Source organism: Rothia mucilaginosa (assembly GCF_901875305.1).
GTDB lineage: Bacteria > Actinomycetota > Actinomycetes > Actinomycetales > Micrococcaceae > Rothia.
The window spans coordinates 260890-276686 of sequence record NZ_CABFLY010000001.1 but is presented as its reverse complement, the minus strand read 5'-3'; the positions used below and the strand labels follow the sequence as shown (position 1 = coordinate 276686).

General features: G+C 54.2%; 11 protein-coding genes. 5 read left to right on the top strand and 6 right to left on the bottom strand.

Translation table 11 applies throughout. The features are described from left to right. Positions 1-245: 245 nt before the first annotated feature. Both JX292_RS01170 and JX292_RS01165 read right to left on the bottom strand, forming a co-directional pair. Positions 246-2372: a FadR/GntR family transcriptional regulator gene (locus tag JX292_RS01170; RefSeq protein ID WP_204860539.1), complete on the bottom strand. Its 2127-nt coding sequence runs from the start codon at positions 2370-2372 to the stop codon at positions 246-248. An 86-nt stretch (positions 2373-2458) separates the two neighbouring features. After that, entirely contained in the window at positions 2459-3700 is a 1242-nt protein-coding gene (locus JX292_RS01165; protein ID WP_204860538.1) for a metalloregulator ArsR/SmtB family transcription factor, read from the bottom strand. Positions 3701-4188: 488 nt separating this feature from the next. Between JX292_RS01165 and JX292_RS01160 the strand changes: the two genes are divergently transcribed. Next, on the top strand, positions 4189-5829 hold the full coding sequence (locus JX292_RS01160) for a TrkH family potassium uptake protein (RefSeq protein WP_204860536.1): 1641 nt from the start codon (positions 4189-4191) through the stop codon (positions 5827-5829). Beyond that, a complete protein-coding gene (locus tag JX292_RS01155) occupies positions 5822-6484 on the top strand; it encodes a potassium channel family protein (protein ID WP_049331713.1) in 663 nt (220 codons plus the stop codon). The genes JX292_RS01160 and JX292_RS01155 overlap by 8 nt, the downstream gene beginning before the upstream one ends. A gap of 176 nt (positions 6485-6660) precedes the next feature. Here JX292_RS01155 and proC read toward each other — a convergent pair whose 3' ends face one another. Further along, positions 6661-7506, bottom strand: a complete 846-nt coding sequence (gene proC / locus JX292_RS01150) for a pyrroline-5-carboxylate reductase (protein WP_204860534.1) — start codon at positions 7504-7506, stop codon at positions 6661-6663. 379 nt (positions 7507-7885) lie between these two features. Here proC and JX292_RS01145 point away from each other — a divergent pair, with 379 nt between their 5' ends. The 3 genes from JX292_RS01145 to JX292_RS01135 all read left to right on the top strand — a co-directional run bounded on the left by JX292_RS01145 (position 7886) and on the right by JX292_RS01135 (position 11584). Continuing rightward, positions 7886-9280: a chloride channel protein gene (locus JX292_RS01145; RefSeq protein ID WP_204860532.1), complete on the top strand. Its 1395-nt coding sequence runs from the start codon at positions 7886-7888 to the stop codon at positions 9278-9280. Between the two features lie 424 nt (positions 9281-9704). Continuing rightward, the gene (locus tag JX292_RS01140; RefSeq protein ID WP_204860524.1) at positions 9705-10415 is read left to right on the top strand and encodes a DUF6318 family protein; all 711 of its coding nucleotides are present in this window, start codon (positions 9705-9707) and stop codon (positions 10413-10415) included. A gap of 365 nt (positions 10416-10780) precedes the next feature. After that, positions 10781-11584, top strand: coding sequence for a hypothetical protein (locus JX292_RS01135; RefSeq protein WP_239653562.1), 804 nt, complete (start codon positions 10781-10783; stop codon positions 11582-11584). Positions 11585-12015: 431 nt separating this feature from the next. On the opposite strand, the gene JX292_RS01130 is transcribed toward JX292_RS01135, so the two are convergent. From JX292_RS01130 to JX292_RS01120, 3 genes are all read right to left on the bottom strand, one after another. Then, complete coding sequence (locus tag JX292_RS01130; RefSeq protein ID WP_204860521.1) at positions 12016-13050, bottom strand: hypothetical protein; 1035 nt, start codon at positions 13048-13050, stop codon at positions 12016-12018. Positions 13051-13131: 81 nt separating this feature from the next. Next, positions 13132-13680: a DUF6609 family protein gene (locus tag JX292_RS08980; RefSeq protein WP_239653561.1), complete on the bottom strand. Its 549-nt coding sequence runs from the start codon at positions 13678-13680 to the stop codon at positions 13132-13134. Between the two features lie 570 nt (positions 13681-14250). Then, positions 14251-15783, bottom strand: coding sequence for a hypothetical protein (locus JX292_RS01120; RefSeq protein WP_204860518.1), 1533 nt, complete (start codon positions 15781-15783; stop codon positions 14251-14253). Between the last annotated feature and the right edge of the window lie 14 nt (positions 15784-15797).

Sequence of the window (15797 nt, the reverse complement as noted above, 5' to 3'; positions counted from 1 at the left end):
TCCTCACTTTACTCGTACCCGGCCGAGCCATTCGACTCGGTAGCTACCCGGGAATATGTATACCGGTATAACCGATCCGGAACGCATTTTAGGCACAGAAATACCCTGCGTTTCGGAGCGCTACCTACCTAGAGTACTAGGTTTGCACCCATTTTCACCATTCGAGCGCCGGTTTTGAGGAGTTTTTCCCCGTTTTTCCGAATCTTCCGGAGCCGAGCACGGGCTAAAACGGTGTTTTTGAGAACCTAGCGGCGCTTCTTCTTGGACTTCTTCGAGCCCTTAGACCGGTTCTTGGACAGGGCGGAACCCGAGGCGTGAGCCGAAGAAGCGGATTCAGCGTTTGCGGGCGCAAAGGTTTCGGCAGAATCAGAGGTTTCCATGGGCTCGACGGAGTCGACCGAACCTGCCTTGGCGCTCTTCGCCGCGGGCTCGGGCTCTTCAGCTACAGAGTCCTCGGATGCGGCGGCGTGGAACGCCTTGAGACGCTCAGCGCGCTCAGCCTCGGCGCGGGCCAGGGCATCGGTATCCGGTGTGGTTGCCTTCTCCTCGGAGTCCTTCTCATCAGCCGGCTCGGGGGCCTGCTCCGCCTCCCCGTCACCGCGCGAGGCAGGCTCGTACACATCCACGCCAAAGAACCGCTTCATCTTAGACAGCAGACCGCGGCGCTCAGACTCCTGATCCTGCTCATGCGGGAGCATCTCGTAGGTATCGTGAAGCGTTGCGGCGGCCTCCAGACGATTCGAAGGCTCAGCTGAGGGTACCTCACGTACCTGCGGGGCAACGGACCGGGCGGGTTCAGGGGCAACACCTCCCTGAGCGTGCACCTCGACACTTTCGCGCGAAGGAGCGCGCAACACACCGTCACTGGAGGAAGCAACGGGCTCGGCAGAACGGGAAGCAAGCACGCTCGGGGCAACCAGGGTGCGGCTGCGGTCCACAGGCTTGATGATAGTAGCGCGCACCGGGGAAACAATCTGACCGCTACGGCGACGGGGCACACCGGATGCTGCGCGCAGAACCTTTGCGGGTTCCACCGGCTCCTCAACAGGGGCAGGCTGCAGAGTGCGCTGAGCCGCATGCACATCGGCCCGAGCAGATTCAGAGGAGTTCGATGCAGGCAGGCTCCGCGCAGATTCACCCTGCCACGGGGCACCAACGCTCGGCACAGGCGCAGGCTGTTGGGACGGGAGCTGGGTTGTCTGAGCCTGGGTTACCCGCGTCTCGGGAGCAGGGGTCACCGTGCGGGGATGCGGGGTGCCGAAGCTCAGGGGCACATCCGGGCTTACAGAGTGCGCCGGACGAGCGGCGGGAGCCTTGGTACGCGGGGGCTCAGTCTTCCGGGGATTGTTCTTCGGGCGGGCAGACTGCGGCTGAACTCGTTGAACGGGCTCCGGTACCTTCACCTCGGCAGGTGCGGGGGCCGAACCCTCCTCAAGCGCGACGGACTCGCTCCGGGGCTCCTCCGCAGAAGGCTCCACCACAGGATGCGCATCGTCGGAAACCGCATTGCTGGACACCTCAACATCGGTGGCCACAACGTCAGCCTCCGAGAACGAGGGGTCATCGGCAACGGCCTCGTCGAAATCCTCAACCAGGTCGTCGGCCTCAAAATCCTCCAGCTCTACCGGGGCGAAGGCGGCCGCCTCCGGCTCACCGGGCAGACCGTTCGCGGAGGTTGCTTCCTGCTCCAGGTCAATACCCGCCTCGGAATACATGCCGCGCAGCTGGCCAATCACCAGGGCACGCGCCGTCGCAGCATCGCCAGCCTTCAGGGCCTCAGCAATAGCACGGCTCTCGGCACGCAAACGCTCCACGGCGCTACTCCACAGGGGCATGCGGCCCACCAGGGAGAGCATCGACTCGAAGCTCGGCTGGCGTACAGAAGCCAAAAGACCGACCAGTAGCTCATTGCCGGCGCAACGCATCAGCTGGTGGTGGAACGTCAGCAGTAGCTCCAGGAAATCGCGGATAGACAGGTCGAAATCTTCCATCTGCGCCAGGACCTCGTCCATCTCAGCGAAGGACGCAGTCTTCGGATCAATGCGCGCAATCGCCCAACTCTCCAACAGAATGCGGGTCTGCACCAGGTCACGCGTAGGGTAGCGCGAGCTCGACATGTGCAGGCGCAGGGCTGCACTCGCGGCAGCAGCGGGCTCATCACTCAGGTGAACCAGCATCTCCTTGCCACGACCGCTGTAGAGCTGCACCAGGTCCATGTCTTCGAGGGTTCGCAGAGCGTCGCGGGTGCGGGAGCGTCCCACGCCAATGGCGCGCGCAATCTCGCTATCCGTGGGCAGGTCCTGGCCCAGCTGAATATTACCTTCGAACAATTCGTTCTCGAGCCAGCGCAGAATTTTACGATGAATAGCCACGTGTATGCTGTCTTTCGCTTAAAGAGGTGAGTGAGAGTGGGTGTTTGAGGACAGGGAATAGCGCACAGGGCGCCGGGATGCGTGGGCTAACGGCGGCGGCCACGCAGGAAGCCGAAGAGGCCACCGCGGTGTTCCTTCTCCTTGGGCTCCTGGACGGGGGCGTACGCCGAGCTGTAGGCGGGCATCGTCTGGTATTCGGGTTCCCTCTGCACGGGCTCGACAGGTACGGACTCGGATTCCTCGGGGGTTTCTTCAGAGCCTTCGACCTGTTCCGGTGCCTCTTCTGTCGCCTCACGATTCTCTGCAGAATCTTCTGCGGGCTCAACGGCAGGAGCCGCTACGGTAGCTTCTTCAGAGCGCTCGGAGGAGCCTTCCTCAGCGGTGTTTTCTTCAGCTACGTTTTCTTCAACGATGGGCTGAACCGATCCGCCCACCACGGTAGCGGGGTCGATACCGTAGGCGGATGCAGAATCGAAGCCGTAACCGGAGGACACGGTAACCGCGGGGCTTTCCGCCTTATCGACGGGCTTTTCCTCGGCCTTGGCAGGTTCCGCAGAGGCAGGCGGTACAGCCTGCGCTTCGGGACGGGCGGTGCGGCCCACATCGTAACCGTAGGAGGCCGGGGTGAAGGGGCGCATCGGGGTGCTATCCACTGCATCCTCGTGGGCAGCGATGGCGAGCACAGCGGAGTCCTGAACAGATTCGGTGCGAGATTCAGCATCCCGAGTGGCTGCATTTGCGACTGCGGGGGATGATGCATCGGCGGAGACCGGATGCGCCGGGCGGGCGATGATGCGCGCGGTCGGGGTAATGTACTGGGCGCGGGCGCGACGGATTCGTTCCTGTTCCAGCTCCTCTGCAGTGGGCTGAGCCTCAGCAACGGACTGCTCTGCGGGCTTTTCCTCGGGGGTTTCAGCCGTCTGAGACTCGGCGACCTTCTCGGGAGCCTTCTCGACCCCAGGCTCGGTGACGCTGGTAGGGGCGACCTCGGCCTTTTCATCGGGGGCGCGCTCACTGGACAGGGTGGCGCCTCCGGGTAGAGCCACGGGTGCTTCGCTGGCACGGAGTGCAATCTGTACCGTCTCATTGATCCATTCGGTGACGGTCGCAAATACCTCGGGGTTGAGCGAATAGAGGCGACGCTGCCCCTCCACCGTCACGGAGACGACGTCTGCATCGCGAAGGACCTTGAGGTGCTTTGAGATGGTCGGCTGGCTCATGCCCAGCTTTTCGACAACAGCACCCACCGTGTGGGTTTGTTCGGCGAGGATACGCACGATTCGACGACGGGTAGGGTCTGCGATGACAGAAAAAACATCAGAATGCATATAGCGATTATGACATATAAAAGAGGCATCTCAAGCTAAGAGTGAGGGTGATGCGATGAATCCCCTTAAATTTTTTATGCTTTGCACCTTATAAGAGCTTCTTGCATACAAACCCGACAAAGACTATACGCATACCATTCTTACTATTCCTACAATGTTGTCGAACATTGAAAACTAGGTATATGCAATCATCGCGACAATTTTAAAGCATAATATTCTCATATTAGAATATATTGCCTCCTCAGATCTCCTCATCCGGTTTTAAGATTCGCTAGGCCTTGCACGGTTAAGCACAGTTAAGCAGGGCGGGGAACATTTTCGTAAAAGCCCCCCGGCCCACACCAACACCCACCGCATGTCTCATACACGCCCATCACCTCGGTTCTGCACGTTGAGCGCGATACACTAGGAAGGCGTCGTTTTGTGCTGTTCTCTCACCTTCGCACGTTGCGTCACGCACCCCACCACGAGTTCTTTGAAGGAGGCGCATGGGACACCTATTCCCTCACCCCCGGCGCCATCCTCGGCGCCACCCTCGGGGCCGCAGCGGCTCGCAGAATCTCCTCAACCCCCGCTGGAGCTCCTTCAGCGGTGTTCAGCATAGGCCTCGCACCGGTAGTTACCGTGAGCGCGTTGAAGAGCTTGAAGGCTTGAGCGTCCTTGCCAGCATCCCGGGTCTTAAACTGGACAGGTTACCCGCGCTACGCGACCATCATGAGCATTCCAGCACCCACCGTCATCAGCCGAAGGGGCCCCTCGGGTTCAACCGATACACCCTGGAACGTTTCCGTGATTTCATTGACGCAACCGTTCTGTCCTCGCCCTCGCGTACCGCAATTGGTGCGTTCCTGTTGGTCATCATCTTCTTCACGCTCACTCTGCTACTACCTATCTCCTCCAATGACGGGCAGCCAGCTCCCTTCCACCACGCATTTTTCACTTCCACCAGCGCGGTGACCGTTACGGGTCTGACCACCGTCTCCACAGCCCAGCAGTGGTCGACCTTCGGGCAGGCCATGATTCTGGCGGCTTGTCAGGTGGGCGGCTTGGGTACTCTGACCATCACCTCGCTGCTGGCGCTAGCCATCGGCCGCAAGATGGGTCTGCGCACTAAACTCATCGCGCAGGAGGACCTGAATATCAGCCGACTCGGTGAAGTTGGTGGCATCGTGAAAAGCGTCTCCTACGCTTCCTTTTCTATTGAAGCAATCATTGCGCTTGTTCTCATTCCGCGCTTCCTCGCTCTGGGCGAAGGTCCTTTCCTAGCTATCTGGCACAGCATTTTCTACTCTGTCTCTGCTTTCAACAATGCGGGCTTCACGCCCCACTCCGACGGTATCGTGCCCTACGGTCACGACCTTTTCCTGCTTGTTCCCATCTGCATTGCCGTGTTCCTGGGTTCCCTCGGGTTCCCTGTTTTTATCGCGATTCAGCGTAACCCTTTCCGCCCTCAACACTGGTCACTCACGGCCAAGCTGACCTCCGTCACGACTCTGTTCTTTTTCGTCTTCGGTGCTTTCTTCTGGGGTCTTTTCGAGTGGAATAACCCCGCTACCATCGGCGGCTACTCCCCCGGAGAGAAGATTCTTAACGCGGTGTTTGCCTCCATCATGATGCGTTCGGGCGGCTTCAATCTGGTCGATATGAGTAGCATTACCCCAGTCTCCACGCTCCTGACGGATATGCTCATGTTTATTGGCGGTGGTTCCGGCTCCACCGCGGGCGGCGTCAAGGTCACCACCATCGCCGTGATTGCCCTGTCGATCCTGGCCGAGGCCCGCGGTGACAGCAAGGTCGTCGCGTTCAACCGCGCAATTCCCGAAAGCTCGCTGCGCATCGCTATCTCCGTGATTGTGATGGGTGCTACCGTGGTGGGTATCGGCTCGGCTTTGATACTTATTATTAGCGGCGCAGATTTGAAGGAAGTGATCTTCGAGGTCATCTCGGCCTTCGCAACCTGTGGCCTCTCGGACGGCCTTTCGGCGTCCCTGCCGCCGGCGGGCATCTACGTTCTCAGCGTGCTGATGCTCATCGGCCGTGTGGGTACAACAACCGCCGCGACCGGCCTGGCGCTACGTTCACGCCGCCGCCTCTACAAGTTCCCCGAAGAAAGGCCCACCATTGGCTAGTGCACATAACGATCCCGTCCTCGTGATTGGCCTGGGCCGCTTCGGTTCCGCGGTGGCCGCTCAGCTGCGCGTGCAGAATAAGGAGGTCCTCGCGATTGAGAAGGACCCTGAGCTTGTGCAGAAGTGGTCGGGTGTGCTGACCCACGTGGTCTCTGCAGACGCGACCGATATCGACACCCTGCACCAGTTGGGTGCAGATGATTTCGGGTCCGCCGTGGTGGGTGTGGGCACCTCGATTGAGGCGTCCGTGCTCATTACTGCAAACCTCGTGGACCTGGGCGTGGAACGCATCTGGGCGAAGGCCATCACCCCCGCGCACGGCAAGATTCTGGAGCGCATCGGCGCGCACCACGTGGTCTACCCGGAGGCTGACGCCGGCCGCCGCGCCGCGCACCTGGTCTCAGGTCGCCTGCTGGACTACATCGAGTTCGACGACGACTTCGCCATTGCGAAGATGCGCCCGCCGAAGGAGACCCACGGCTTTACGCTGGCGGAGTCGGATATTCGCGCTAAGTACGGCGTGTCCGTGGTCGGTATCAAGTCCCCCGGTGAGGATTTCACCTACGCGGACGCCACTACTCGTATTCACTCGCGCGACATTCTGATCGTCTCGGGCCAGGTGGACCTGATTGAGCGTTTTGCGGCGCGTCCCTAAAAGCGCGTTTCCTCATTGCCTTGAGGAGCCCGCAAATATACGTAGAAAAACAGCCTCTTCCCGGGGTGTCCGGGAGGAGGCTGTTTTTCTGTAGGTTTACCCAGTTTTCTGTCGTTTTACCTAGTCCGGGCGACGCTACCGAGCAGTATTAGCTCATGCTGATTAGTCCCCGCCGGTTAGTCTTCGTCAGCAGTGTACAGCTGGCTCATTTCCGCCGAGCGGGCGGCGCAGGCGCGCATCGCCTGTTCGGTCAGCTGGAAGAGGCCACCATCCACGAAGGTGTTCAGCGCGCGCTCGGTGGTGCCGTTCGGGCTGGTCACCGCGCGGCGCAGAGCGGGCGCATCCGGGTTGGTGTCGAGCAGGTAGCCCGCACCCGCAACGGTTGCGCTGGCCAGCTTGAGGGCGGTGTCTGCGTCCAGGCCGAGCTTCTCGCCGGCGGCGGCCATCGCCTCCGCAAGCAGGAACGCGTAGGCCGGGCCGGAGCCGGAGACGGCGGTGACCGCATCCATCTGGTCCTCGCGGACCTCAACGACCGTGCCGACGGTGCCCAGGACCTCTTCGACGAGCTTCTTCTGTTCGTCCTTCACGCTGTCGGTGGTGGAGATAGCGAGCACACCCTTGCCCACGGAGGAGGGGGTGTTCGGCATGCAGCGCACGATGGGCTGACCAGCAGGAAGGCACTCGGCGAGGGTTTCGAGGGTTACGCCTGCGGCCACGGACACGACAACGGCGTTCGGGGCGAGGGCGGGTGCGATGTCGCGGGCAAGCTCCACGATGCCGTAGGGCTTCACGCCGAGCAGCACGACGTCCGCGTGGGCGGTTGCCTTGTGGTTGCCGTCGGCTTCGCCGCCGGTGGTGATGATTTCTACCTTGTCACCGAGGCGCTGGGCGAGGGCGGCGCGGGATTCTTCGGTGCGCACAGTGGCGCGGATGCGGGCGGGGTCGTGGCCGGCTGCGAGCAGGCCCGCGGCGATGGAGCCGTTCATGGAGCCGGTGCCGAGAAAAGCAATAGTTGCGGTCATCGTTGATCCTTCCGTATGTGGTGCCTGCGCCCGGCGGCCGAAACACTCGGCGCGTGCGGCGGGCGCGTGGAGGCGTACCCCTCCAGCTTAGCGGGTGCGGGTGGTTTGGGGCACGCCGAACCAACGCGTGAAAGCCGAGAGTTGATATGCTGGACTCGGGGGCGAGGCTCGTGTTGCCATCTGAAACCGGGTTTTCGTGTTGCCTCCGTTGCCCTGCTACTGAGGCTTAAAAGCGTAGGCGTAAAATTAAGCTGGCTTCGTTCGCCCCGATTTTCATTCGGCCTTTGCCCGGCGGTCACTATGGCTTTCGCCGCGGTTTACGCAGGTTATGAAGCCTCAACCCAACACACAGCACGCAACACACAAAACCCCTTTTTCTATGTCTTCTCATACTGGTTCTTCTTCGAATGGCCCGTGGAATCCTGCGGGTTCCCGTTCTTTTCCGTTTCGCCTCCTGCTCGGGTTGACTCTTGCCGCGCTGGTCACGGGTGTGCTCAGCGGTTTGGGTGCGATTGCTCTGCACTATGTGCTGGATTTTATGCAGGAGCTCGCGTTCGGCCATTCTGAGGGCCACCATCCAATGGTGACTGACGGTGCCGACCCGGCGCGCCGTGCGCTGGTACTGGCGGCTCTGGGCCCGTTTGTGGCGCTGGTTTGGTATTACCTGCAGTCGGGCGGTCGACGCATCGTGAGCGTGAAGGGGCAGATTGCGGGCGCAACCGAGGAGGACCTTAAGCCTTCGCTGTGGCGGCAGATTTCCCATTCGGTGATTCAGATTGTTGCGGTGGGTGCAGGTTCCCCCGTGGGTAAGGAGGTCGCGCCACGTGAGCTGGGCGCCCTGGCCGCGGGCCGGTGCGCACGCCTGCTGGAACGTATTGGCGGCACTCGCCCGGATGGTTCGCCGCTACTGGGTGATCGTGAACGTCGCCTACTGGTGGCGGCGGGTGCGGCGTCCGGCCTGGCGGCTGTGTATCAGGTGCCGATTGGCGGCCTGGTGTACCTCGTGGAGGCGATGGCTGCGGGTCTGAGCCTGTGGTCGCTGTATGTGGGCGCGGTGACGGTGTGGACGGCTACGGTCACGGCGAATCTGGTGATTTCGAATGCGCCGACGTACCCGGTGCCGCAGCTTCCGCTGGATGCGACGACGCTGACAGTTGCGGCGCTGACGGGTGTGGTGTTGGCTCCGTTGGCGTTGGGTTTTAGGGCGCTGTCGCAGCGTGCGGAGAAGATTAAGGCGAAGGATCGTTCTCTTCTGTGGCGTATTCCGGTGGCGTTTGTGCTGGTTGCGGGGGTTTCACTGTGGCTTCCGGAGATTCTGGGTAATGGTCGTCTGCTGACTCAGCACACGTTTAATGTGTCGTTGGATGCGGCGGGCGGCTTGTCTGCGGCGGCGGCCTGGTATGTGGTGGCTCTGTGCGTGGCGAAGGCTACCGTGGTGTTGTTGAGCCTGCGTTCGGGTTCGTATGGCGGTACGTTGACGCCGGGTTTGGCGTTGGGTGCGGCGGCTGCGTTTTGTGTGGCGGCGCTGGTGCTGTGGGCGTTCCCTGCTTTGGGTGGGGTGCCGGGTGGTGCGTCGATGGTGTTGTATGCGGCGGCGTTGACGGGTACGGCGGCGTTTTTGGGTATTTCGATGAATGCACCGTTGTCTGCGTTGACATTGTTGATTGGTTTTACGGGTCAGGGTGCGAGTGCGTGGCTGCCGATGGCGGTCGCGGTGGGTACGGCGGTACTGACCCGCTGGGCGTGGACGCGAGCGTTCGGCTCTAAGAAGTAGGTTCTGGCAGGTGGCGGGCGGCCCCGGATGCGTGTGTGCGTCCGGGGCCGTCCTTGTTTTACCATACCGCGCTGAAAGTTGTGCCATAGGTAGCGTCTTTGGTCGTAGTTAAAAGCCATGGTCGAAGACGCTAAACCATGGCACAAATTCTGCAGGCGTGGGGCCTCCGCGTGCGCAAAGATATTTGATACATAAAGCAATGAAATGTCCGAATAGTGATGGTTCATCACCACAACAACCAAAAGAATGCAAACGATGGTAAACATGCGGTATGGTGGACATCGTAGTGTTCTATAGCGCATTGATGCGCCTATTAGACACACTACAGGGCTGTTTACCTTCCGGTACTCAGTTTGACCTGTGAAAACCAGCCCGACAGGCACATATACAACACACCATCACCGACGATAGGAGCACACCTTCTATGGACTCGACTATTCTCAATCGCCGTACCCTGCTGGGCAGCGGCGCGCTTGTGGGCATGGGGGCCCTGCTTGCGGCCTGCGGCCAGCAGGCTTCTAATGAGGCGGCAGCCACCGCAACCGCGGCGCCGAGCGAATCGGCGTCGGCATCTGCGGCAACTTCTGAGTCACCTTCGGCAAGCGCAACCCCGTCTACTGTTCGAGGCTACTCCGGCGGTTCCAAGGCACCCGATGGTGAATACCGCCCGGCGGATAAGTATGGTAACGCCCAGAATGTTCCGAAACCCAATGCCCCTGAAGATGGCTACCGCGAGAAGTCTTTGGAAGGTATTCGCAAAACAATGGATGCGTGGATTAAATGGGGTAATTATGGTGTGCAGACTGGTGACTATTCAATGGCTCGTCAGTTCATTTCACCGACTTTTGAAGTTGAACTAAAAGAATACGATGATATTGAAAATCTCTACCGACGCGGAGGTTGGGTAATTGACGGAATAGAAAACCTGCGTGCTGATGGTGCGCCGTGGTCCGAAGATGGAGAGACTTATTTCTGGAAGGCATACCGAGAGTGGAATCGCGAGATATATGTTGAATATGATGGTAGCTGGCGTGGATGGAATAACGACGATAAGACCAATGACACTTTCAAATACAAATTGAAGCATAACGGAAAAAAGTGGGAAATTATGGGCTATGAAGGAGTTGATGACTAGTAATGTCTCAATTTCGAAAATACCTCGCAGTCTCTATCGCAGGTCTTCAGATTCTATATTCAACGTCGACTTACGCATTTGCAGATTCAAACACTGTAGAATGTTCATCAGGAAATAAAGCCGCAATATGTCAAAATAAAACTTCTAGGCAGAAAATCAGAGATAAAAGTAGTGAAACATCTGGAAATAATAATGAAAATATTAATTCTGAAAACGAGAATGCCACCCAATCAAGTCAACCACAATATACCTATATCACAGTAAATCAAGGAAACGGCATAAAAGTTACCTACGCCGATGAAAATCCCAATATTATGTCATGCACAACCAAAGACGGAAGAACAGGAACGTTCAAGTTCACAAATATGTCGCTTGAATCTGGCATTCCTGTAGACCGCGGAACTCTCAGAAGTCCTTCCTCAGCATCCTGCATCCCCGACAATGCTCGCACCCTCACCGGTACCAACAACCCCGGCCCCACCGGCCCCACCTACGAAGAAGTCATGGAGGAAATCCGCCATGCTGCAGAGTCCCTAGAACCCGGCAAGCCCACCCTCCACCAGTCCTACAACAACCCCGCAGGAACCGGCCGGCCAGAAGGCGACCCCAACGTCTACAAAGGCGACAACATCAACTTCTACATCGACGACGGAGGCCCCTACCGCCTCGAAGCAGACATGCTCGCCGGACACGTCGAAATTGAACTCATGCCCTCCTCCTACATCATCGAGTACGGCAACGGCGATACAGACACCAACTACACCGCAGGCAAACCGGTCACCACCTACCCTCGTGAGCGTCCGCGCCAAACAGCTACCAGTTACGCCTACCAGCGTTCGGGCAACTTCCACGCGTACGCGACCGTGCACTACACGGCTCGTTTCCGTGTGGATGGTGGCCCGTGGCAGATGATGAAGGTGACCCCGCAGGCAACCAGTGACCCGCTACTGGTGCGTGTGTGGTGGGTTGATGTGGGCCGCGTAGCCGGTGACTGCAGCTACGACGACACCAGGTGGGGTTGCAAGAACGACCCGACCATGGGCAAGCCGGATAACCCAAACCCCAGGTTGCGCAAGGCCGATATTCGTACCGGTCAGCGTTGGCACCTGAACGATAATGGCGACGGAGACACAGAGTATTCGTTGCACCGCGACTGGCCCGACATGTAAACCAGTTCTACCCAATATATAGATAACCGCAGCAGGCGGCCCCGAATGTTTGAACATTCAGGGCCGCTTGTTTCAGATGGACTACTCAGTGCCGGCGAAAATTCGGTAATGACTTAGTAATTTCAGTCATGACTTACCGTCTTTAGCGAGGGGGTAGAACCCCAGTCCAAAGTCACTAACCCGCCACCAAAAACCTAAACCATATCCGGCTCCCACCCATCTACCTGGTGTGGAGGAGGATTCGGTCATGGGTTACGGATTTGTGCCATAGGTTAGTGTCTTCAGTCGTAGTTAAAAACCATGGTCGAAGACGCTAAACCATGGCACAAATTCTGCACGATTTAAAGACACTCCCGCAGCCCCCCCCCGATAAGGAAACTATCTTGATAACCTTATTTTCTCTTCGATACTAAAAACAGTTTTAAAACTTCTTATATAGCCCCCTGTTTCAAATCATCCTTCTCATCAACCCCAAATATCTCTGGCTTATATTTCCCGTAATAACCCCATTCTCCATGAATAAATTTAGAAAATAAACACAACACCCAATACGGAGAAGCAGCTATCAACGACTTTATCAATAATGAGACATATTTAATATTCCAATAATCAGGGAGGCATACATATTCACTATAATCTCTATCCCATATTGAAACTCTCACTCTTCCAGCATTTCTACCATAGGTATTTACCATCGTTAAAAGGTTTTTAAGCTCCTTCTTGGACAGATAACCCTGGAGAACCTTAAGATACGAATACTCAGCAAGATTCTCAGAGCAAACATAATTTCGAAGCGAGCTGGGGATATAGACCAATAAACCAATTAAAAACAAAGCCAATATAACTTTAATAATGGTCAATAGATTAAAACTTCCAGATACATAACTAGAATTCACATCGCGATATACGGGCATAAAAACACTAGACAAGAGCTGAAGGAAAAATATTCCCTGTAGAATGAGCTCCACTACCACACCGCGCGCTGATTGAAATTTAGGGAAATATCCGGGGAGACTCAGATACTCGCCAACAATAAACCGCTCAGGAAGATTAAGTATCTTTTTCTGGGCATTTGTATCCGAACAGACGCTAAGAACTTTTCGCTCCCACACAGCTCGTTCAAGAGCAGCTTTTCGAGATGCTTCAATCTCCCTATATTCTTCAGAAGCTACAGAAAGCGCATCTACATTTCCAAACTTGACAAGCTCTTTATAACTCTCTGATACTTCGAGCCAGGCCTTATAACGAGTTAACTCAGGTGGCATCCCTTGTTTAGAGAGTTCCATCTGCTTAGTCTCCCTGCGGGCACTCAGTATAAGACTTAAAGCAGCAATGATTGCCGTTGCAATCGGTGCAATTGCAGAAATCAGCACCTTGCCGAGATCCTGGTCATGAGTCCAATGCCAGAGATAATCCCAACTGAATCCCTCAGCTAGCACCTGCGCTAACAGTAGTTGGTTCATCATCGGTGATTGTTCCTTTCCTAGCAGGCGGCCCCGGATACGGAAGTGTTCGGGGCCGCTTTTAGCATATCGAAAAACTGCGCCTTATATTTGCTTTGATGGCTTTGAAAGAAATAGTAGATAAATTCCAAACATGAGCTTAATTGCCGCGTCAATATATGCAATTACCTCTAGTGGAATATCGGCATAAACATATCCTACGAAAACGTTAATGGCACAGATAAGACCCAGGTATATCATTGACTTTCCATGCACAAAGTAATAAGGGAAGAAGTGCAGTGCGGTTGCCATTAGCGCCCCTAGCCAAATCAGTCTCCAATTTTCAGTTGCAAAGAATGGGCCACCCAGCAAAACCATTAAGACAAATAGTAAAATAACAGCATACGAGGATATTTTCTTTTGAAATTCGCTCGAAGGGCCGTCGGACAGTCTATTCAGCACCTTCTTGTTCATGTTGATTGAGAAAAAGCTAATAACGTAGCCAATGCTGAATACTTGCATATTTATTATTTGGTTTCCTCCGACCAAGGTAGCTATTGCTATAACTGCTGCCACCACAATTAGCCACAGGCCGCATGCCCTCTTATAGTTAAATTCTAACTTTTCATCTTTGTTATAGTTTAGAAAATTCATCGATACCTCCAATAGCCTCTCGTGAAGTCATTTCTCTTGTTGCGTCACTAAATTTTAATATGAAAAGATTCTGCAATAAATCAATATAATCTAATCCATCTCTCTGTTAATTATACCCCTGTGATTATATCAAAATAGCAATAGATATCTCCACCAAAAATGAAATGACGTAGCCCCGGACATGTATGCGCCCGAGGCTGCTTTTGTTTTGCAGTGCCGAAAATTGTGCCATAGGTTAGTGTCTTTGGTCGTAGTTAAAAACCAAGGCCGAAGACGCTAAACCATGGCACAAATTCTGCGGGGGGGGGTACGGCGGTGCTGACCCACTGGGCATGGACGCGAGTGTTCGCCAACAAGCAGAGCATAGTTTGAGAGATGTCACCGGATATAACCTCGAATTGATAGATGCGTGTTTCCCTGGAGTGAAAATCAAGGGAAACACGCATCTATCAAAAACCAATCCCGGTGAGCCGTTCTATACTCAAGACTCATAATTTTACATGAAATCTCCATAATCATAAGAATAACCAGAATTTTTATATATAGGATTTAAGAATATATCGGCAAACGCTATCCCCTATTACCCATCTTAGACTTGTAATTAGAGTACACTTTTTCAATATCCAGCATCATGTAATAAAAATACGGAATAAGTAAGTAATTTGGCTCCTTTGAAAATTCCCCCTTAGAGCCATTAATAAAATCAATAAATTCCTTCTTTACATATTTTCTACTTCCATCTTCAATGAGCAACCTAAGAATATGCTTGATTTTACAAACAACATAATATACCAAAACCACAGACAGCAAATCAAGCAATCCAACCACAAGAGCTTCAGTCTTTTTAGAGGACCAATCACCGCCTGAAGTAAACACCTGAAATATTAGATACCCAGAAAATAAAGCTACCGGGATTGCCATTAGGATTCGCATAATCAACCCAATAAAAATATTTTCTCCATTGTAGCTAAAATATTCATGCGTCTTCTCGCGCAACGACATACTTTTCTTCCTAGAAGTATATATCTCCTTATACAAGTAATTAATATTCGAAAAAAGAAGCGTCACCTCACCAACTAAGACAAAGGCAATTGGAATCCAATTTATTCCAATCGGATATCCTTCACCCCAAAAAATTAAGCCAATAAAATCGGTTGAGACAACCAGAAAGAGTAGCGTATAGACAAGTTTAATGATAGAAATATTCCATAAAATATCACTCATCTTCAGGTTGAATTTAAATCCAGAGTAAATGTACCGTGAGGAGAGAAGTGATGAACTCCTCTGAGAATTCCCGATAAAAACGTTTTTTAACCCCTTCTTAAAGGGGTCACTTTCAGGAGATTCAAAAGATCTCTTGGCCAAATAATATGAAAATAAGATACTTTCATCCTCTAAATTTGAAATTCGATTATACTTACGAATCTTTGAAACATTTCGAACCAAAATATCTTCCTCATTATAGGTCAACATCAACGCTGATGATATAGTAAACCAAGCAAAAAATATAAGTATCCATAGAGGCATCTCGCCATACCGAGATAAATCCATACTTTCAGGGACAATATTTCTGCCCCAGTCAGGAGATTCTACTAGTGCCCTAAACGGAATTGACACAGATAGCCCACCTTGAAAATATCCCGCGAGTAAACCATGCCAAAAATTAACGACAAACACCGAGAAAATAATATAGCCAACAAACTTTGCAAATTTTCTATACGCAGCTCGGCGTGCCGTTACAAATATCTCCCTAGATTCGTCAGCATATTTTCCAACACTTACATACAAACTTAAAAGGATACTAGCAATAGACATAATAACACTAACGCGTAGGTCAAAAAAATAGTAAGGGGCATTAAATACGGATGACACAATTTCCCAAGGTACTTTCCGAGCCTCACCCGGCGAAAACAAAGCTGGCGTCATAAAAATAAAAAAAGGCGACAGATAGATAATTGACACAATCAAAATCAACAAAAGAGGATTCACAAGAATGTTATCTGCTAATATCTTTTTCCGCTTTTCTTCATGCTCTTCGCCCCATTCACGATTTATATTATCAATAATTTTCTGAATCTTCCTAGATTCCTCTTCGGTGCCCATAAGCACTCCCTTTC